18 protein-coding genes are annotated in these 18,575 nt (G+C 42.6%); 12 read left to right on the top strand and 6 right to left on the bottom strand.

All coding sequences use genetic code 11. The annotated features are described in order from the left end of the window. Window positions 1-36: 36 nt before the first annotated feature. Window positions 37-1,659 carry a DUF2254 domain-containing protein gene (locus Q0890_RS12230; protein ID WP_299221370.1) on the bottom strand — a complete coding sequence of 541 codons (1,623 nt, stop codon included), beginning with the start codon at window positions 1,657-1,659 and terminating at the stop codon, window positions 37-39. A gap of 81 nt (window positions 1,660-1,740) precedes the next feature. Continuing rightward, window positions 1,741-3,267 carry a YihY/virulence factor BrkB family protein gene (locus Q0890_RS12225; RefSeq protein ID WP_299221367.1) on the bottom strand — a complete coding sequence of 509 codons (1,527 nt, stop codon included), beginning with the start codon at window positions 3,265-3,267 and terminating at the stop codon, window positions 1,741-1,743. A gap of 286 nt (window positions 3,268-3,553) precedes the next feature. Here Q0890_RS12225 and wrbA point away from each other — a divergent pair, with 286 nt between their 5' ends. Both wrbA and Q0890_RS12215 read left to right on the top strand, forming a co-directional pair. Continuing rightward, window positions 3,554-4,171 carry an NAD(P)H:quinone oxidoreductase gene (gene wrbA, locus Q0890_RS12220; RefSeq protein ID WP_299221364.1) on the top strand — a complete coding sequence of 206 codons (618 nt, stop codon included), beginning with the start codon at window positions 3,554-3,556 and terminating at the stop codon, window positions 4,169-4,171. 55 nt (window positions 4,172-4,226) lie between these two features. Beyond that, window positions 4,227-4,706 (top strand): hypothetical protein, encoded by a 480-nt coding sequence (locus Q0890_RS12215; RefSeq protein WP_299221361.1) that lies wholly within the window; start codon window positions 4,227-4,229, stop codon window positions 4,704-4,706. 173 nt (window positions 4,707-4,879) lie between these two features. Here the strand turns inward: Q0890_RS12215 and Q0890_RS12210 are convergent, their stop codons facing one another. Next, window positions 4,880-5,641 carry a DUF3108 domain-containing protein gene (locus Q0890_RS12210; protein WP_299221359.1) on the bottom strand — a complete coding sequence of 254 codons (762 nt, stop codon included), beginning with the start codon at window positions 5,639-5,641 and terminating at the stop codon, window positions 4,880-4,882. Window positions 5,642-6,054: 413 nt separating this feature from the next. Between Q0890_RS12210 and groES the strand changes: the two genes are divergently transcribed. Together groES and groL are read left to right on the top strand one after the other, a co-directional pair. Continuing rightward, window positions 6,055-6,345: a co-chaperone GroES gene (groES, locus tag Q0890_RS12205; protein ID WP_057758860.1), complete on the top strand. Its 291-nt coding sequence runs from the start codon at window positions 6,055-6,057 to the stop codon at window positions 6,343-6,345. 123 nt (window positions 6,346-6,468) lie between these two features. Then, window positions 6,469-8,118 carry a chaperonin GroEL gene (gene groL / locus Q0890_RS12200; RefSeq protein WP_299221356.1) on the top strand — a complete coding sequence of 550 codons (1,650 nt, stop codon included), beginning with the start codon at window positions 6,469-6,471 and terminating at the stop codon, window positions 8,116-8,118. Between the two features lie 265 nt (window positions 8,119-8,383). On the opposite strand, the gene yaaA is transcribed toward groL, so the two are convergent. Then, a complete protein-coding gene (yaaA, locus tag Q0890_RS12195) occupies window positions 8,384-9,184 on the bottom strand; it encodes a peroxide stress protein YaaA (RefSeq protein WP_299221351.1) in 801 nt (266 codons plus the stop codon). A 305-nt stretch (window positions 9,185-9,489) separates the two neighbouring features. On the opposite strand from yaaA, the gene Q0890_RS12190 reads away from it, so the two are divergent. The 6 genes from Q0890_RS12190 (at window position 9,490) to Q0890_RS12165 (ending at window position 14,202) form a co-directional block, all read left to right on the top strand. Then, window positions 9,490-10,659: an NAD(P) transhydrogenase subunit alpha gene (locus Q0890_RS12190; protein ID WP_299221349.1), complete on the top strand. Its 1,170-nt coding sequence runs from the start codon at window positions 9,490-9,492 to the stop codon at window positions 10,657-10,659. 101 nt (window positions 10,660-10,760) lie between these two features. Beyond that, window positions 10,761-11,108: a proton-translocating transhydrogenase family protein gene (locus Q0890_RS12185; protein ID WP_299221664.1), complete on the top strand. Its 348-nt coding sequence runs from the start codon at window positions 10,761-10,763 to the stop codon at window positions 11,106-11,108. A gap of 14 nt (window positions 11,109-11,122) precedes the next feature. Then, window positions 11,123-12,505: an NAD(P)(+) transhydrogenase (Re/Si-specific) subunit beta gene (locus Q0890_RS12180; RefSeq protein WP_299221661.1), complete on the top strand. Its 1,383-nt coding sequence runs from the start codon at window positions 11,123-11,125 to the stop codon at window positions 12,503-12,505. Window positions 12,506-12,634: 129 nt separating this feature from the next. Next, window positions 12,635-13,171, top strand: coding sequence for an acyl-CoA thioesterase (locus Q0890_RS12175; protein WP_299221346.1), 537 nt, complete (start codon window positions 12,635-12,637; stop codon window positions 13,169-13,171). Between the two features lie 228 nt (window positions 13,172-13,399). Beyond that, window positions 13,400-13,609 (top strand): Fe-S cluster assembly protein IscX, encoded by a 210-nt coding sequence (gene iscX / locus Q0890_RS12170; protein ID WP_021812734.1) that lies wholly within the window; start codon window positions 13,400-13,402, stop codon window positions 13,607-13,609. A 53-nt stretch (window positions 13,610-13,662) separates the two neighbouring features. Then, entirely contained in the window at window positions 13,663-14,202 is a 540-nt protein-coding gene (locus Q0890_RS12165) for a GyrI-like domain-containing protein (protein WP_299221344.1), read from the top strand. Window positions 14,203-14,335: 133 nt separating this feature from the next. Here the strand turns inward: Q0890_RS12165 and dapE are convergent, their stop codons facing one another. Then, window positions 14,336-15,541 (bottom strand): succinyl-diaminopimelate desuccinylase, encoded by a 1,206-nt coding sequence (gene dapE / locus Q0890_RS12160; RefSeq protein WP_299221342.1) that lies wholly within the window; start codon window positions 15,539-15,541, stop codon window positions 14,336-14,338. A gap of 106 nt (window positions 15,542-15,647) precedes the next feature. After that, window positions 15,648-16,400, bottom strand: coding sequence for a 2OG-Fe(II) oxygenase (locus Q0890_RS12155; protein WP_299221339.1), 753 nt, complete (start codon window positions 16,398-16,400; stop codon window positions 15,648-15,650). A gap of 130 nt (window positions 16,401-16,530) precedes the next feature. On the opposite strand from Q0890_RS12155, the gene Q0890_RS12150 reads away from it, so the two are divergent. Together Q0890_RS12150 and pssA are read left to right on the top strand one after the other, a co-directional pair. Continuing rightward, on the top strand, window positions 16,531-17,406 hold the full coding sequence (locus Q0890_RS12150) for a 23S rRNA (adenine(2030)-N(6))-methyltransferase RlmJ (RefSeq protein WP_299221337.1): 876 nt from the start codon (window positions 16,531-16,533) through the stop codon (window positions 17,404-17,406). A 10-nt stretch (window positions 17,407-17,416) separates the two neighbouring features. Beyond that, window positions 17,417-18,289, top strand: a complete 873-nt coding sequence (gene pssA, locus Q0890_RS12145) for a CDP-diacylglycerol--serine O-phosphatidyltransferase (protein ID WP_299221335.1) — start codon at window positions 17,417-17,419, stop codon at window positions 18,287-18,289. Window positions 18,290-18,575: the final 286 nt, after the last annotated feature.

Here is an 18,575-nt window from a genome sequence, read left to right as displayed (position 1 = left end):
AATTTAGGCGTATATATTCAGTGACAGCCTATCTATTTACCTTGATTGTGTCTGTAAATCTTTATAAATATGCATATCAAACTTACTGATATACTCAAAATGTCGATGTTGCGCATTGTCATCATGAATAAACTGCCGTGCTTGTTGGCACATGGCTATCAGGTCCTCTGTCAGCTCCTTATAACTTAGATTCGCTTGACCTGCGTGTTCAATCAAAGTCAGCTCGCGCAATAAAGTCTGACGCTGTGCACTATTGACTCGGGCATAGTTTAAGTCAGTCACTGCCTGACAAAGCGCCTTTAATACCATCAGGTCAGCAATAGCATATCGACGTATCTCACCTAAGGAGGTTTCGATAAAGTCAGATATCTTTGGTGTTCTGGTGATAAGCGCCAGTATTGCGATACGTGGCTGATTAACCGTAATATCAGACTCATCTTTGTTTTTTGGTGGCGTATAAAAATGATAAGGGCTAGGTGGCTGCCGACGTAACATTAGGCTTAAACAAATGGTCAAAGACTGTACACAGTTGACAGCTGTTTTAGGATCATTAATCCCAGGAGACAGTGCCCGCACAGCGATCTCAGTGATTTGACCCAAACTTGATGCTATATCATTGGTATAAGCGGACTGACGCTCAAAGTGCAGACAAGCGGCAAAGCGTTGCCAAAATATGCCATCGGGTGCCTGTGGAGATACTGCAAGCTGAGAGGTTTTGGTCTTTTTTAGGTTGCTAATATGCGCTGTTGGGCGCCGATAAAAATGCCCTATAACGTTTTTATCAGTGACAAAATCGCCAAGATTAGTATGCAATTGCACCACACCGCCATAATCTTGTGCCAATGTAATAAGCGATTCAAAGTAGATTTGTTGTAAGTAGCCTGAAGTTGGTGCATAGATAGGTGTGGCGGCCCAAGAATGATATTGTTCAACATCATCGCTATTTATGACATTATACTGATGCTCCATCTCGCAGTTGTCGCTATACCAGTAATGAATGTTTTTAATAGCATCATTACATGCTCCTTGAATCACGCGTGACGCTTGAATAGCATGGACCATATGTTGGACAAAGTAGACCAAAAGTAAGGCACAGACAACAGCCATTACGATAGCAAAAGTAACAGATAGCTGCGGCACACCAAAGTTGACGTCATGCTTGTGAATGGCCTTTAAGACCAGCAAGCTATAGCTGAACGTACCGATAAAAGCGCCAAGTACAAACTGGTTTGAGGTGTCTGTAAGAAAGTTACGTAAGAGCCGTGGGCCAAATTGTGATGAGGCCATAGACAGGACGGCAATGGTAATCGAAAAAGTAGTACCAGCCACACCTAAGACAGCTCCTGCGATCGTCGTCATGATGGCTCTTGCAGAAGAGTCATCACCAGTAAACGCAAAACTAATATCTTTAACAGTTGCGCGATCAAACTGTTGATCAATAGCGATGAATAAAGGGGCTAAAAGTATGCCTGTTAGTACACAAGCGGTCGGGATAAACCAATAAGAACCGATGAGTTGCTGCCATAGATTTCTTAATCGATCAGGTAGATCGGTTAGAGTCTGTAGTGACCATAACTGGATAAATTTTTTGAGTGCGTCAAGACTGGTCGACAGTATGCGTGTGGGCAGGTTGTTTTTGTCATTTTTGGTCACTGCCATAGGCTCCAAAGGGTTGAGAGTATATTTTGACTCATATCTTCTAGCGAAAGCTATTTTATAATAGTGCTAAGGATACAGCATCTAACTGCTTGTTTTTGGATTGTCCGCTTCAGTAATAATGTTGCCCTGATGATTGATGCGGTCGTTATTTGTATCTTTATCGTCTGCAATCTGGTCATTTGGAATCAAAATCTCGTTATGATTGTTATCGCATATGATGTCGCTGTCTTTGTCGTAGGCTGCTGCTTCAAAATGTGGTGTGTTTTGGTCATGCCTATGTTTATTATGCGGTGTATTGCGCTTACTAGATTTCCCAAAAGACTCTTTTTTGTTATCTACAGAAGTTTTTTTACGCGGCTGACTGTGAGAGAAAATAGCAGACAATGGTAAGTCAAGTTGTTCTTGAGCGAAGGCTTCAGTATTGTTAAAGCGGCGTACCAGCAGACTAAGCCAGGGTTGTTGGCTATTATTTTCCATCTCATCAAGCTCGTCTTTTATAGGTAACGGATAGGGCAGGGTACGATAAAAATCCCATAACGTCATTTTGCTAAGATCTTTTTTGAGAACGTATTCATCATCTTCAGTCACGGTAATAAGTTTACAGTCTTTTAGATAATTGATGTAGGTGTACCATTTAGGCAGCTCTTTACGACCCAATACATTTCGTAGCTCCTGCTCGCTAACCGCATCACCTTTTAAGTGGCTAAGGTAGACTAGATTTAACATATCAAGCAAACTTAACAGCGGGTGTCGCGGATAGACCTCCTCAGTCTCAAAAATAGTTAACGTATAGCTAATCTCAACACCTAGTAAGATCAAGTTCCATGACAAATAAATCCATAATAAAAAGATTGGTAAGGCGGCAAACGCACCGTATATGGCTTCGTAACTGGTAAAGTTGCTCATTACCGTACCAAAGATATGCTTTAGTAATTCAAATACTATTGCAACGAATATACCAGCTATGGCCGCGTTTTTTACGGGTACACGTGCTTTGGGGATGAACCAATACATACCAATAAAGCCTGCAATCGTGACACCGATGGAAACTATTTGTACCCAAAACGACCAGTCGATGCCGTAACCGCCTATTTGACGGTTTAAAAAGCTTAAACTTTGTACCGTACTAGAAGCAATGAATGCAGTACCCAATACTAACGGTCCCATGGTGACAATGGTCCAATAACGCAGCATACTTTTAATACCACCAGAGCGATCCTCTACTCGCCAAATTTGGTTAAAGGCACGTTCGATAGTCGTCAAAGTGACAATAGTTGTGACAAATAAAATCATCGCCCCGATGGCCGTCAAGTTAGACGATTTTTCAGCGAAACTATTGATATACTCACTGACTTGCATACTTGATTTCGGTAGCAAATTGCTATAAATCACCTCATAAATCTGTGCTCTAACTGTAGCAAGCGCTGGAACTGACGATAGGATCATCAGTAGGACGGTCAACATAGGCACGATCGATAGCATGGTGGTGTAAGTAAGTGATGCTGCTTTTTGTTGGCAGTTGTCTTCAAAAAAATGCCGCGTCAAAAATCGCGAAAACTGAAACCAGCGTTGATGTGTAAACGGGATTTTTTTCAGTAAGTTTTCCATATTGACCATTTAGCAAGGGTAAGAGTGACAGTAGTGTAACAAAAATGTGCCATCAGCATCTGCCAATTAATTGTGTCAAAATACATAATAGCACTCGTTACATGGCTATCACTATAATAAGCTAAGTAAGTCTTTGTTTGCATGTCAGTGAATGAGTCGGGCATAATGTGCGCATCTATCAAGGACGTTAATTGCTTGGTGCAAAGCTTATATGACACCCAAGCTATTATGACACCCAAGCTATGGCATCTCTTAACATTAATGATTTTATAAGGAAGTGTTGCTCATGAGTCAAGCCAACCCTTATGTTTTGGTACTATATTATTCTAGCCATGGTACGACTAAGACCTTGGCGTATGCTATCGCTCAAGGTATCGAAGACGCAGGCATGATGGCGCGTATCCGTACAGTACCGACTGTGGCACCTGAGACCACATCGAGCAAACCCGCTATTCCTGATGAAGGTGATCTTTATTGCACGATGGATGACTTAAAAGACTGTAGCGGTCTGGCGCTTGGTAGTCCGACGCATTTTGGTAATATGGCCGCGCCCATGAAATACTTTTGGGACAATACTGTTACGCTATGGCTGGCAGGCAATCTGCAAAACAAACCCGCTTCAGTATTTACAGCGACCGGTTCAATGCATGGTGGCCAAGAAACGACCTTATTGACAATGATGTTACCATTACTGCATCACGGTATGATGATAGTCGGTGTGCCTTATGCTGAGCCTGCACTCAATCGTACACATCGCGGCGGTACGCCTTATGGCGCTAGTCACGTGAGTGGTGCATTGCATGACCAACCTGTAAATGATGATGAGCGCGAGCTAGGTGTCGCCCAAGGTCGACGTTTGGCGATTAGTGCTAAAGCATTAGCACAAGCTAACTGGACCCGCTAAGCTGTATTTATATCGTGCAGCACAATGCTATTAAACTAGGAAACAGACGTATCTAATGGCTACTAACCGTCCAGACAATAACACTCAGGCAAAACCAGCAGTAAAAAAAGCCAGTAAACCTGTCAAACCTATTACGCCCATTCGTCAGCGCTTGATGTTGACGTGGCTTATTTGGCTGGCTTATAGAATGCTTGCACTGCCCATTCTTATTAGTGTGTTTAACGTCAGTAACCCCGATATCGTGGGCGGTATTGCATGGCAGACATTATGGCTTTTGCCAGCTTTTATATTGACGCCATGGATTGTGCGTGGTCGTTCGCCTTATGCATTGTTGATAAGTAGTATGTTCACTTTAGTCTATTTGGGCGCAAGTGGGGTCGTACTGTTTACTCGCATCTATGGTAGTAGCTGGTCTGAGATAGCAGTATATTTGTTTGATTTTGTGCTATTGCTGGCGATCAACGTTTGGTTATTTATTCTATTAAAGCGTTTGCCCTCAATGAATAACGTCGTCAAACAGCCACGCTCTCGCTAGATTGGTTTTTACCCCTGTTATTGATATAAAAAAGCTTAGATAATAAAAAGCGCCACTCTTATCCAGAGCGGCGCTTTTTATTATGGTCTTGCTTATTTAAGTCATGTATCTACTTTAGCCAATATCGACTCTACATAACGTAATCATCAGCTAAATGAGTAATAGCTCAGGATTTAGTTGGCTTTCGTTAATTCTAAATCCATTTTTTTGCCATCGTTGACTTGGCTTACTTTGACAGGTAAGTAATCAAGGCTTGGTGCCAACCAAAAACTGGTTGAACGACTACTGTCATCATGAATACGGTCAACACGAACGGTATCAAAAGTCCCCGCTGGTACGGTGATTTTGGTATTACCAGACTTCTTGAATGGCGTCTTTTCTACTTTATTTTTTTTGGCCATATAGTAGTTACCAGAGAAATCACCATTCAATAGGTCTTGACGAATTTGCACTTCAAGGCTCAAATCATCAAAAGCTTGCTGCGCCATATTCATGGTCGTGGTTTTGCCTTTATAAGTACTGGTGACTTCTTTACTACTAGGGTTAAAACTTAACTTATGCGTACGCCCAAGACCAAGCAACTTATAGGTAGTGCTCGCTTGAGTTGGGCTGACATTATTGCCATTGATGGTAAAGGTGCTGTCTTGCGCGGCACTAGCGACGCCAGCTACGCGAGCTTTTACTTTATAATTCCAAGTATTACCAGACTTCTTTAAAGTGCGGTTTGCAGTACCTTTATATTTATCTTCAACGGTAAAGCTATAATCAGCACTTGATGGTTGAATGATTTTTGCATTGGCAAGCGTAGGGGCAGTCATACTTAAAGCTCCGATAATAGCACCTGTAGTTAAGGCGGTTAGAAATTTTAGTTTATTATGTCTAAGGTCTTGATTATCAGTTATTGCTAACTTTTTATTTATTGATAAAACACTCATAAATACTCCTTAATAGATAGAAGACAGAGATGTCATCTTTTCTTATAACTATTATTATGTTCTCAACGCTTATAATGGTCATATGCTGTTACATTTTCAAGGGCGTCAACATATAGCAGTGTTCAGCTCTTGTAGCCTATGTTGCCAAAACTCCTTAAGCTGACGTCACAAGTAACGCTTTGTGAGTAAGGTTACTCGCTAGCATGAACTTATAAAATTTCTGCTTTCACATTCTTGTAAATTTTTCGAATTTACACTTGAAGCTATCTTCTATTGCCCCCACTTTTTGATACAAGCTCAACGCTTATCTGTGAGACAGTACTGTTAATCGTATTTCTTATGGATACTGGTCTTGAGACCATTTATTCAAATAAACCCTTTAACATAAACAATCAACTTTTGGAGTCATATCGATGAACATTCGTCCTTTACATGACCGTATCGTCGTCCGCCGTATAGAAGAAGAAACAAAAACTGCTGGTGGTATCTTATTACCTGGTTCAGCACAAGAAAAACCGTCACAAGGTGAAGTGCTGGCTGTCGGTAATGGGCAAGTTCGTGACAACGGTGAAACTCGTGCGTTAGATGTAAAAGCTGGCGACAAAGTTTTGTTCGGTCAATATGCTGGTCAAACGGTAAAAGTTGACGGCGAAGAACTACTTATTATGAAAGAGTCTGATGTATTGGGTGTGCTAGAGGGCTAGTGCTTTTGAGTATCATTGAGTACTCAGCACATTTTTGATAATTGTGTTTAGACAGTTCTTTAACAACACTATATCGACTTATTCGATCGTATTTTTATACTTATAATAATGGAGTAAATTAACATGGCAAAAGAAGTAAAATTCGGCATTGATGCCCGTAAACAAATGATGGACGGTGTTAACGTTCTGGCCAACGCTGTAAAAGTCACATTGGGCCCTAAAGGTCGTAACGTGGTTATCGATAAATCATTTGGCGCACCGACCATCACTAAAGATGGTGTATCAGTTGCCAAAGAGATTGAGCTTGAAAACAAGTTTGAAAACATGGGCGCACAATTGGTTCGTGAAGTTGCTAGCCGCACCAACGACGTCGCTGGTGATGGTACGACAACTGCAACCGTACTTGCTCAGTCAATCTTGCAAGAAGGCATGAAATCTGTTGCCGCTGGCATGAACCCAATGGATCTAAAGCGCGGTATCGACAAAGCGGTACGCGAAGCGGTTAAAGAGATTCATAACCTATCTACGCCAGCTGACGATCACAAGGCAATCGCCCAAGTAGGCTCTATCTCTGCCAACTCAGACACCAAAATCGGTGAGCTGATCTCGCAAGCGATGGAAAAAGTGGGTAAGCAAGGCGTTATAACTGTTGAGGAAGGCTCAAGCTTTGAAGATACCTTAGAAGTGGTCGAAGGTATGCAGTTTGACCGTGGTTATATCAGCCCGTACTTTGCTAATAAGCAAGACAGCTTAACGGCTGAGTTTGAAAACCCTTATATCTTGCTTGTTGACAAAAAAATCAGCAACATCCGTGAGATCGTGCCATTACTTGAGCAAGTCATGCAGCAGAGCAAACCATTGCTAATCATCGCTGAAGACGTAGAAAACGAAGCGCTAGCGACATTGGTTGTAAACAATATGCGTGGCGGCCTAAAAACTTGTGCGGTTAAAGCACCAGGATTTGGCGATCGCCGTAAAGCAATGCTAGAAGATATCGCAACGCTTACTGGCGGTACGGTTATCTCTGAAGAGATTGGCTTGAGCCTTGAGACTGCAACCCTAGAGCAATTGGGTACTGCTAAAAAGGTCACTGTCGGTAAAGAAAATACCGTTATCGTTGATGGTGCTGGTAACAAAGCGGATATCGATAATCGCGTTGAGTCTATCAACCGTCAAATCGAAGAGTCTACTTCTGACTACGATAAAGAAAAGCTACAAGAGCGTGTGGCCAAATTGGCAGGCGGCGTAGCTGTTATCAAAGTTGGCGCGGCAACTGAAACTGAAATGAAAGAGAAGAAAGATCGTGTTGACGATGCGCTACATGCAACTCGCGCCGCGGTTGAAGAAGGCGTTGTCCCTGGTGGTGGTGTCGCATTGGTTCGTGCAATGAATGCATTGTCTGAGCTACGTGGCGATAACGATGACCAAAACGCTGGCATGAACATTTTACGCCGCGCAATGGAAGCACCACTTCGTCAAATCGTAACCAACTCTGGCGAAGAAGCGTCAGTTGTGGTCAACGAAGTGAAGAGTGGCAGCGGTAACTATGGTTACAACGCAGCGACTGGCGAATATGGCGATATGCTAGACATGGGTATCCTTGATCCAGCTAAAGTTGCTCGTTCAGCGCTAGAGAATGCGGCTTCTGTTGCAGGCTTGATGTTGACTACTGAAGTCATGATTACTGACCTGCCACAAAGTGATGACGGCATGGCTGCGATGGGCGGTGCTGGTGGAATGGGCGGTATGGGTGGAATGGGCGGCATGATGTAGTTTTACTTCTTCTACAAAGCGATTTTTCTTTGTCAGACGCGCTCAATGTACAATAGGTACTATTTTCGCTCGTCTTCCTCGACAAATCGCTTTTCGCTAGAAGTATGATTGACGTCATAAAGTCTGTTTGACTATTAAGAGCTCTGTTATCGCAAGATAGCAGAGCTTTTTTAATGAAGGTTTTTAGTCCAGTTTTCCCAAATAAAACCCCGATAGGCGAGAGCTTATCGGGGTTTTTCTAAGCTGATCAGATATATTTTTTAAATTACTGACTTGCCTCATCCCTTCTAAACGTCCATGTCTTGTCATCAGACAGCTCATCGACATAATAATATCCCGCTAAGTCAAACTCCTTTAATTGTTCAGCCTTGGTCAGTTTATTATCAGCCGCGTATTTCACCATCAATCCCCGGGCTTTTTTGGCATAAAAGCTAATCACTTTATAATTGCCATTTTTTTCATCTTCAAATCGTGGCGTAATGATTTCAGCATTTAGCGCTTTTTTCTTTACCGATTTAAAATATTCATTAGAGGCCAAGTTTATCAATACCTTGTCATCGCTATCTGCCATGTGTGCATTGATAACATCAGACACCTCCTCGCCCCAAAATTCATATAGGTTATCACCGCGCTCATTTTTGAGCTTAGTGCCCATCTCTAAGCGATACGGCTGAATCAAATCCAGCGGTTTTAATACGCCATAAAGACCTGACAAAATGCCTAAACGCTCATTGACGTAAATGGCCGTTTCTTTATCCATGTTATACATATCGAGACCCGTATAGACATCTCCATCAAATAAATAACCTGCTGGTTTTGCATTTTGATCATTAAATGGCTTATTTTTGCTCCAGCTCCATTGTTGATTGCGCTCAGCATTCAGTTGTGCCAAATCGTCAGAGATGCTCATCAGTTCTTGCAAATCAATCGGTTCTTTCGATTTTAGTATTTTAATCAACTCTTGCGAATGTTCTATAAGCTCAGGCTGACTGTAATGATTGCCTAGATTTACGGGAATATCATCTTTTTCATTCAAAGATTTGGCAGGGGAGAGTACAAAATACATAGTCATTCCTTGTGATTTATGAGGTCGAAAAAAATAAAAATTTCAAATATAACAATAAAGATTATATAAATGGTATAAATACATAACTTTTTATTTACTTATGGGTCATCATTAGACAATGAAAGTTAGCAAACGATGTCTCTATAATAAAAAAAACATGATGGAAAGCAGCTGGTCATTTATTATATTGATAATATTGGTTGAACTATTTGATGTAAGCGCTGACCAAAATTTTTGCTCTATGCATCTCATTATGCAAATAATATGTGCATAGGTCAGTAACATATTCAGAGTAAGGAGACGGTATGAAAATCGGTGTCATCAATGCAGATATTACACACGAAAGCCGCGTAGCGCTCACCCCAGATGCGGTCAAAAAGCTAATTAAACTTGGGTTTGAAGTCGTCATCCAGTCAGGTGCAGGTCAAGCAGTGTATTATGCTGATGAGTTATATCAAGCAGCGGGTGCTGATATCGCCAATAGCGGCACCGAGGTTGTGAGCCAGTCTCAAATTATTACCACCGTCAACGATTTGCCAACTGCACTAACAGATAATTTAACGGCTGGTCAGATCGTCATTGGTATGCTCGATCCTTACCGTAATACTCAGCTGGATGTTTATGCTGCTAAAGGGGCAACGGCCTTTGCGATGGAACTATTACCTCGTACCTTATCACGCGCCCAAAATATGGATGTCTTGTCATCACAAGCCAACCTTGCGGGGTATAAAGCCGTACTGCTGGCCGCCAATGAATACTCTCGTCCGTTTCCGATGTTTATGACCTCAGCGGGGACAGTAAAACCCGCTAAAGTTGTGATCTTGGGCGTCGGCGTTGCAGGGTTACAAGCGATTGCGACGGCCAAGCGCTTAGGGGCAGTCGTTGAAGCCAGTGATCTACGTCCGACCGCTCGTGAGCAAGTAGAGTCATTAGGTGGCAAATGGCTGGATGTACCAATGAGTGCAGAGGAAGCTGAGACAGCTAAGTCCACAGGTGGTTATGCATGGACACCTTCAGAGCAGTATATCAAAGATCAAGCAGCTGTCGTGGACAAAGCCTTAAGTAATGCCGATATCGTCATCACCACTGCACAAATTCCGGGTCGTCAAGCACCGCGTTTGGTACATCAAGCAACACTTGCCAAAATGAAGGCAGGCTCAGTGCTGATTGATATGGCTGCTGGAACAGGCGGTAACGTAGAAGGCAGTGTGCCAGATGAAACCATTACCACTGCCAATGGCGTGCGTATCGTCGGTGCGGCCAACATTCCATCGATGCTAGCGGCGCAGTCGTCAGACTTGTACGCCAATAACTTGGTCAATTTTATCACGACTTTAATTGCCTCTGAAGAAACCACGGAAGCGACAGACAATGCTGCATCAAACAAGCTGGCACTGAACTTAGATATGGAAGATGAGATTCAGGGTGCGCTGGCAGTGACGCATGAGAGTCAGGTACGCCTTACTAAACGCTAAGTCTTGACTATTCGTCATCATACATTTGCCAGTAATGAATAAATTTTTAGGAGGATAAGATGATTGCCACTGGTTTAGCTGCGGCGCAAGTCGGTGACACCATGGGTAGCACACCGTTTGTAGCGATTTTTACCGTATTCGTGCTTGCTATTTTTGTCGGATATTATGTCGTTTGGGGCGTCACGCCTGCATTACACACACCATTAATGGCAGTCACCAATGCCTTATCAAGTATTGTCATCGTCGGTGCAATGCTACAGACGGTCACAATTGATGGCTCGATGTTTACGCCAACTAGCTTGCTTGGTGCATTTGCCGTATTTTTAGCCAGTATTAATATCTTTGGTGGTTTTGCCGTGACTGAACGTATGCTGGCAATGTTCAAGCCGAAAGTAAAAAAAGCACCTGCTGTTGACGTCAATGCAACTGAAAATGGAGGCGACGCATGAATAATTTTTCAGCAATGATTGCGGCAAATGCAGATTGGTTCTACCTGGTCGGTGCTATCCTCTTTGTATTAACCCTGCGTGGTTTATCTAGCCCAAAAACGGCCATTCGCGGTAACCGCTTTGGTATGGTAGCAATGGCAATTGCAGTAGCAACGACATTCTTCTTAGCGGAAGGCCCTGTGCTTTGGCTAATTATCGGCGCCATGGTTTTGGGTGCCCTTGTCGGGATGTGGAAAGCAAAAACAGTCGCCATGACCCAAATGCCAGAAACGGTCGCTTTAATGCACTCATTTGTCGGTTTGGCAGCAGTCGCGATTGCTTTGGCAACGGTACTGCATACTGAACAACAGCATGGCGCAGTTGCTCGTGTCGAATTATTCATCGGTTGTTTTATCGGTGCGATTACCTTTTCAGCGTCGGTCTTTGCTTTTGGTAAGCTTGCGGCAAAAAGCTGGGCAAAAACAGTCACTGGTGGCTGGGTAAAACCTGTTCAAGCCTTGCTATTTATAGCGATGATTGGCTTTGGTGGCGTGTACTTCGTCACCGATTCATTACCAGCATTTTATGCCATGGCCGTGATTGCGGTTATCTTTGGCTGGATGTGGATTGCACCAATCGGTGGCGGTGATATGCCAGTCGTTGTGTCACTATTGAACTCATTCTCAGGTTGGGCGGCAGCGGGAATTGGTTTCACCCTTGGCAACTCGATGCTGATTATCGCGGGATCGCTCGTTGGTTCATCAGGTGCAATTTTATCTTATATTATGTGTAAGGCAATGAACCGCTCGTTACTCAACGTATTATTTGGTGGTATGGGCAGTGCAGCGGTCGCAGGCGGCGCTGATGATGGCGCGCCAAAGAACTACAAAGCAGGTTCGGCAGAAGATGCAGGATTTCTCATGTCCAATGCCAGCGACGTCATTATCGTACCGGGCTACGGTATGGCGCAGGGTCGGGCACAAAATGCGGTGAAAGAGATGTATGAATTACTTAAAGAAGAAGGCGTTAACGTACGCTTTGCCATTCACCCAGTCGCGGGTCGTATGCCAGGTCATATGAACGTGCTATTGGCAGAAGCGGACGTCCCTTATGATGATATCTTGGAGATGGATGAGATTAATTCCGACTTTGCCAGTACCGATGTGGTCTTGGTCATCGGGGCTAATGACGTGGTCAATCCATCTGCAAAAGAAGACCCAAGCTCGCCCATCTTTGGTATGCCCATTCTAGAGGTTACTAAAGCGCAAACGGTTATGGTTATTAAGCGCTCAATGAGCACAGGCTATGCCGGACTTGATAACAGTCTGTTTTATATGGATAAAACCATGATGATCTTTGGTGATGCCAAAAAAATGGTTGAAGAGATGGTTCGTAGTATCAATGGCGGTGGTCATTAACCTTTAACACTATATATCTATCGAAAAAGTCACTGAGGTGACTTTTTTGCGTTAAGGTATGATGCCTTTATCTCAGATATAAAAGATAACCAATTATAAAACACAGTATAAACGTCAAGAGAGTTTTTTATGAATATGTTGATTCGCTTCTTTATTATGACAAGCTTACTCAAAAAACAGCTTAAGCTGCAAAATTCTAGTGAAAAATTAACGACTGAAATGTTGAGCGCGCCAATTGCTCGTCAGTATCGGGTGCTACCACATGACATGGGCTTTCGCGATCATCTGCCAAATTACCGTTACCTATCTTTTATTGAGCTCAATATCACCCGTTGGCTAATGACCTGTGTTCATCAAAAAGGTATCAAACCCTTAAATTGGGTTATCGCTATGCAAGAAATGGTTTACCTCAAAGAGATTAAATTCTTAGATAAGATGACAGTGAGTAGTGAGCTTGTTGGTTGGGATAAGAAATATATTTACTTTGAAACTCGCTTCTTTGTCAAAAGTCAGCTAATGGGCGTTGGTATGACTAAATTTTTACTAAAGGATAAACATGGCAATAAGTGTATGCCTGAGGTATTAGATATGGCAGATGAGCAATTGAGCGACGTGATTACCAGTTGGAATAAGCACCAAGTGGCAGTTAAGTCTGAAAGTCGTTAAAACCAAGCCTATCTATACAGTAGAGGCTGAAGTTTGTTAGGATAGTTCATAACACTGATATAGTCGAATTACTTTAAAAGTGTTGTAGCGCTGCTGGGATGAATTTTATGCAGCATCGAAAGATGACAGCACGCAAGTAAAATTTATACCAGTAGCGCGTTCAAATTTATAATCGTTTTGTTTTGAACTTACTATACAAGGCTTAATTAATAATAAAGAGGCACCATTATGACCCCACAAAAACTAAAATGGACCGACAGCTTAGACATTGCCATTGAGCTTTATGAAAAATTTCCAGAGACTGACCCGCAGTACATACGATTTACTGACTTGCATCGCTGGGTGACTGAGCTTGAAGGCTTTGATGATGATCCACAAAAGTCAAACGAAGGTATCTTGGAAGCGATTCAAATGAATTGGATAGATGAGGCAGATTAACCTTTGTTTATGTGACAGGCTTTTACGATCTTTTTCATTTATTAGGAAACAATATGACTTCACAAGTAACCGAGTTAGCTGATGCTATCGTTTGCAAAGGCATTAGCACTCGCACCACCAATAACGCAGAAATCAGCCATGATACGGCTAAATTAGGACGTTTATGGCAAAAGTTCTACCAAAACCATGTCAGCCATTTGGCTGAAGGTGAAGACATCTATGGGGTTTATCAGAACTACGAGAGCGAAGATTTGGTCGGCGCTTTCGATGTGGTCGCTAGTTGGAAGGTAGAAAATGCACAAGCAGCAGGCGAAGGCAGTGATGAAGAACGCAATGTTTTAAGTGCTGAAAATATTCTTAGTGCCGCCCATGCTAGCGATGTGGTGACAGTTACTATTCCTGCCGGTAAATATTTAGTATTTTCTGAAGAAGGTAGAATGCCTAATACGGTAATGAACGCTTGGGAGAAAGCTTGGGAGTATTTCCATAATCCAGATTGCGCGCATACTCGCACTTATAAGGTCGATTTTGAGCATTATATTGGTGGTAATTTAGAGTATGGGCAGGTGGACTTATATATTGGGATTGAGTAAAGCCAGTAAATGACCTTGTCTGTCAGTAAAAATTAGATAATTTAAAAGGTTTAATTTATAGTTGATAAAGAACAATGATAAAAAAAGCGCTATTTTAAATCAGATAGCGCTTTTTTATGTTAGAGGGGTAAAATCAATCTAACAACAAATTCTCCAAAATCCCCTCATATATCTGCGCCAATCTGCCTAAGTCATCTACTTCTACCTTTTCATCAACCTGATGAATCGTGGCATTGCGCACGCCAAGCTCAACGACTTGTGCACCCGTTGGCGCGATAAAACGTCCGTCAGAAGTACCGCCCGAAGTCGATAAAGTTGCCTGCGTACCCGTCACCGACTTAATGGCTTGCTGGCAGGCAGAGACGAGTTTACCTTCAGGTGTCAAAAACGGCTGACCGGATAATTTCCAATGAATATCATAACTGGCCTTGCTATCAGCAAAATGCTTATCAAAGATAGCATGGGTTTTTGCTTTTAGTTCATCTTCCGTTGTTTCCGTTGAAAAGCGGAAGTTGAAAACGACTTCAAGCGTCTCAGGGATGACATTGGTTGCGCCAGTACCACTATTGATATTAGAGATTTGTAGAGAGGTGGCGGTGAAGTAGTCATTGCCACTGTCCCAAGTTGCCGTCGTGAGTTCTGCTAACGCGGAGGTAGTCGCATGAATCGGGTTACAAGCCAAATGCGGATAGGCCACATGACCTTGTTGACCAGTCACTGTCAATGTTGCTCCTAACGAGCCGCGGCGACCGTTTTTGATAATATCGCCTAAGGTATCAGTGCTTGAAGGCTCACCAACTAAGCAATAGCTAATTTTTTCTTGTCGCGCCTCTAAAGTTTCTATGACTTTTACCGTACCATTGATAGACGGGCCTTCCTCATCTGAGGTAATTAAAAAGGCGATAGAACCATTATGCTCAGGATGGTTGGCAACGAAACGCTCAGCAGCGATAGTAAAAGCAGCGATGCCAGTTTTCATATCAGCGGCACCGCGCGCCCAGAGATAGCCATTTTCGATGGTTGGGGTGAAGGGCGGGTAGGTCCAATTATTGACATCGCCTGTTGGTACGACATCGGTATGACCGGCAAAGCAAATCACTGGATTCGTTGTACCACGGCGTGCCCAAAGGTTTTTGACTTGCGCGTGCTCGCCAGTCTTATCTCTATCGCCAAAATACATAAATTCGCAATCAAAGCCTGCCTGTCTTAAGCGTTCCGACAATATATCTTGGCAGCCGTCATCATCTGGCGTGACCGAAGGACGTTCTAATAGTTCGATGCTTAGATCAAGAGTGGCTTGCTGATGAGTTTGCGTTAAAGTATTTTTATTATTAGACATGATAGACCTTTCAGAATTGAGCGTAGGCTGGGTTTTTAACCCAGCGTTCTGCATTTGCGAAGTTTAAAAGCTGGGTTAAAAACTCAGCCTACAATAGATAGCTTATTTAACCCTCTTCAACAAAAGGCACTAAACCATCTCGGCGCATCCACGTCGCGATAGAATAGCGCTGCCGATGAGCGATTTGTACTTGATGTTGCAGGTCGCTGTCAAATATGACCAGACGATTGGCAACAGGCATGACATTATGATGTATACCATGTTTGTCAACAATTTCTAACGCGCCGCCATCATTGGCTGTCCATTCGTCGTTTAAATAAAACACTGCTGAGATAACGCGCTCATTACGGCCGGCGGGGTTGTCACTGTGCCATTTATAACCGAAACCTACCGGATAGCAGGCATAATGTGCTTCACTGTGGCGAATACCTGCAAACAAGCTTTGATTGAATAAAGTGGCAAGCGCATTGATACTTTGTAGATAAAAGTAGCCAGCAAAGAAATTTTTAGTGATCCAGCGAATACGGTCACCGCGAATATCACTAATCCGAACACCAGCGGTCAGCTCAGCATCACGATAGTCAACAAAACCACTCTCTGCTTGCAAAGCCTGTAGTGCCAAATGATCAAACACGCCATCTATCACCATCCAGCCATCAGTTACAAACTTATCTAACTGTCTATCGGTCAGCTTATCCGCCCAATTGACAGCAAAGTTTGTCATCTGCAAAACATCTTGGGTAAGCCGTTTATTGCTGGTTTTATTAGTACACGGCGTAAGCTGCGGCGGATTATCAGGACCTATCGGATGATTGACCACAAGCTTTGTCACATTTAGGTTGCTAATAATCTTAGTCATCTCACCTCGTTATTGTCAATTAGCTGGCATTCAAAGCCCTTTTATTAAAAGTGCTTACCAAAACCACATTATCTTTTATGCTTCCTATGCTACCATAGATGCAATTTTTCTTATTTAAACTTTTGAGATTATGAACTATAAACACGCCTACCACGCTGGTAACTTTGCTGATGTGGTCAAACACATTTTATTGGTACAACTGCTTAATCAACTGGGTCAAAAAAACAAACCTTTTTATGTGCTTGATGCTTATGGCGGTCGAGGACTGTATTCACTTAATAGTGAAGAAGCGCGTAAGACAGGTGAAGCCAAGGGCGGTATTCAAGCTCTACTAAAAGCGGACATTGAAAAGGCCCCAACTGCTGTTAAAGAATATGTGGAAGGTATCAAGCAAGCCAAATTTACTTATGATAGTAAAGTCTATCCAGGGTCGCCATGGTGGGTTGCTCACCATGTTGAAAAAAACCCAGACTCAGGTGTGCGCGGTGAAGCCTTTGAAGCCAAAGCTTCTGAATACGATGCGTTGAACTATCAATTACATAAGTTACCAATTGGTATCCATCATCGTGATGCGTTTGAAGGTATTACAGCGGTTATCCCACCAGCCGAGCGCCGCGGACTTATTTTCCTTGACCCTCCTTATGAGCAAGAGCATAAAGACTTCACGCGCCTTATCAATCTGCTAGTTGCTGCTTATAACAAATGGCCGCAAGGCACTTATGCACTATGGTTCCCGATTAAAAATATTGAAGCGGTAGAGCTGTTCTACAAAAAGCTAAAACGTACTGAAATGCGTCGTCAGCTAGTTTGTGAGCTAAATATTTATCCAAATGATGTCGCCGTTGGTCTCAATGGTACGGGGCTGCTCGTTATCAATCCGCCGTGGCAGTTTGATAATCATGCACGTGAAATATTACGATTTTTACAGCCTGCTTTAAAAGTAGCTGATGCGCCAAATATGACGCCTGATAGTGCAACCAATGTACGCTGGTTAGTTGGCGAATAAGGATATCAATATGACGACTGAGCAATCGCCTCACAATAGTTTAAATGACAGCGCCGCAACTCAGCCACCTTTTGTTGATGAGCATGAATTCAATATTCGCTTGGCGGATAATGATAATTACGATGGGCTGACTTTTGAGGTGATTGAAACAGAAGTTGCAGAAGGTAAGCCTGTGGTCAGTCGCGGTGTTTATTTAGCGCCCAACTTGATTACCACTTTATCGCTATTATCTGGTTTTTACTCGATTTTAGCCAGTACTCAAGGTGAGTTTTATAAAGCATCTTTAGCCATCTTTTTATCCGCTATTCTTGACGGTGCTGATGGGCGGGTTGCACGTATGCTCAATGCACAAAGTCCCTTTGGCGAGCAGTACGACTCCCTTGCCGATATGTTGGCTTTTGGCATTGCGCCGGCTATTTTGATTTATAGCTTTGCTTTAGAGCCTTTGGGTCGCATTGGCCTAGGCTGTGCGTTCGTTTTCACGGCTTGTGGTGCATTCCGTTTAGCACGTTTTAACGTGCAGGTTGGTATTGTAGATAAAAAGTACTTTGTTGGTTTAGCAAGTCCGCTTGCCGCTATATTAGTAACGTCTGCTGTTATGGTTGCTGTCGATCATAATGAATGGGTGGGACAATATGATACTGCTGTTATGTTCTTATTTGCCGCTTGGGTAGTTATCTGCGGTTTATTGATGGTCAGTAACGTCAAATACTATAGTTTTAAAGAATTTGATAAAAAGAAAGTACCTTTTGTGGTGCTTATCCTTGGAGTGCTGGTCATGAGTATCGTACTCTATGACATACCTGTTGGTATCTTAGCCATCGGTATCATCTATGCGTTATCAGGTATTTTCACCACAATTAAGGAAAAAGCAAAAAGTTAAAGTTACATTTATGTTTTATAGTAAGGAGTTTACTGAAAGGTAAGCTCCTTTCTTATGAAGTATTGTATGACAGAAAGTATTAATTGATAACAAAGTTTTGAAGAAAATTAAGAACTGTAGTAAACATAAAAGTAAGAAATGGTAAATTATTCTTAATTTCTTACTTGACCCCTTATCAAAAGCGCGTATAATGCCACCCAGTCGAAAGAGAAGGGGTGATTGGGAAGTGGTTTACCGCTGAACACATCAATCCTTAGTTTGGAGTATTTATTTAGCTAAATAAAAT

It is taken from the genome of uncultured Psychrobacter sp., assembly GCF_947488565.1.
GTDB lineage: Bacteria > Pseudomonadota > Gammaproteobacteria > Pseudomonadales > Moraxellaceae > Psychrobacter > Psychrobacter saeujeotis.
This window is presented reverse-complemented; position numbering and strand designations above follow the sequence as displayed.

Coding starts and splice junctions, on each gene's coding strand:
- Q0890_RS12215 (WP_299221361.1), top strand. CDS start 4,227: ATGGCTACTAACCGTCCAGACAATAACACTCAGGCAAAACCAGCAGTA.
- groES (WP_057758860.1), top strand. CDS start 6,055: ATGAACATTCGTCCTTTACATGACCGTATCGTCGTCCGCCGTATAGAA.
- yaaA (WP_299221351.1), bottom strand. CDS start 9,184: ATGTATTTTGTACTCTCCCCTGCCAAATCTTTGAATGAAAAAGATGAT.
- Q0890_RS12180 (WP_299221661.1), top strand. CDS start 11,123: ATGATTGCGGCAAATGCAGATTGGTTCTACCTGGTCGGTGCTATCCTC.
- Q0890_RS12175 (WP_299221346.1), top strand. CDS start 12,635: ATGAATATGTTGATTCGCTTCTTTATTATGACAAGCTTACTCAAAAAA.
- dapE (WP_299221342.1), bottom strand. CDS start 15,541: ATGTCTAATAATAAAAATACTTTAACGCAAACTCATCAGCAAGCCACT.
- Q0890_RS12185 (WP_299221664.1), top strand. CDS start 10,761: ATGGGTAGCACACCGTTTGTAGCGATTTTTACCGTATTCGTGCTTGCT.
- wrbA (WP_299221364.1), top strand. CDS start 3,554: ATGAGTCAAGCCAACCCTTATGTTTTGGTACTATATTATTCTAGCCAT.
- iscX (WP_021812734.1), top strand. CDS start 13,400: ATGACCCCACAAAAACTAAAATGGACCGACAGCTTAGACATTGCCATT.
- groL (WP_299221356.1), top strand. CDS start 6,469: ATGGCAAAAGAAGTAAAATTCGGCATTGATGCCCGTAAACAAATGATG.
- Q0890_RS12210 (WP_299221359.1), bottom strand. CDS start 5,641: ATGAGTGTTTTATCAATAAATAAAAAGTTAGCAATAACTGATAATCAA.
- Q0890_RS12165 (WP_299221344.1), top strand. CDS start 13,663: ATGACTTCACAAGTAACCGAGTTAGCTGATGCTATCGTTTGCAAAGGC.
- Q0890_RS12230 (WP_299221370.1), bottom strand. CDS start 1,659: ATGGCAGTGACCAAAAATGACAAAAACAACCTGCCCACACGCATACTG.
- Q0890_RS12225 (WP_299221367.1), bottom strand. CDS start 3,267: ATGGAAAACTTACTGAAAAAAATCCCGTTTACACATCAACGCTGGTTT.
- Q0890_RS12155 (WP_299221339.1), bottom strand. CDS start 16,400: ATGACTAAGATTATTAGCAACCTAAATGTGACAAAGCTTGTGGTCAAT.
- Q0890_RS12150 (WP_299221337.1), top strand. CDS start 16,531: ATGAACTATAAACACGCCTACCACGCTGGTAACTTTGCTGATGTGGTC.
- pssA (WP_299221335.1), top strand. CDS start 17,417: ATGACGACTGAGCAATCGCCTCACAATAGTTTAAATGACAGCGCCGCA.
- Q0890_RS12190 (WP_299221349.1), top strand. CDS start 9,490: ATGAAAATCGGTGTCATCAATGCAGATATTACACACGAAAGCCGCGTA.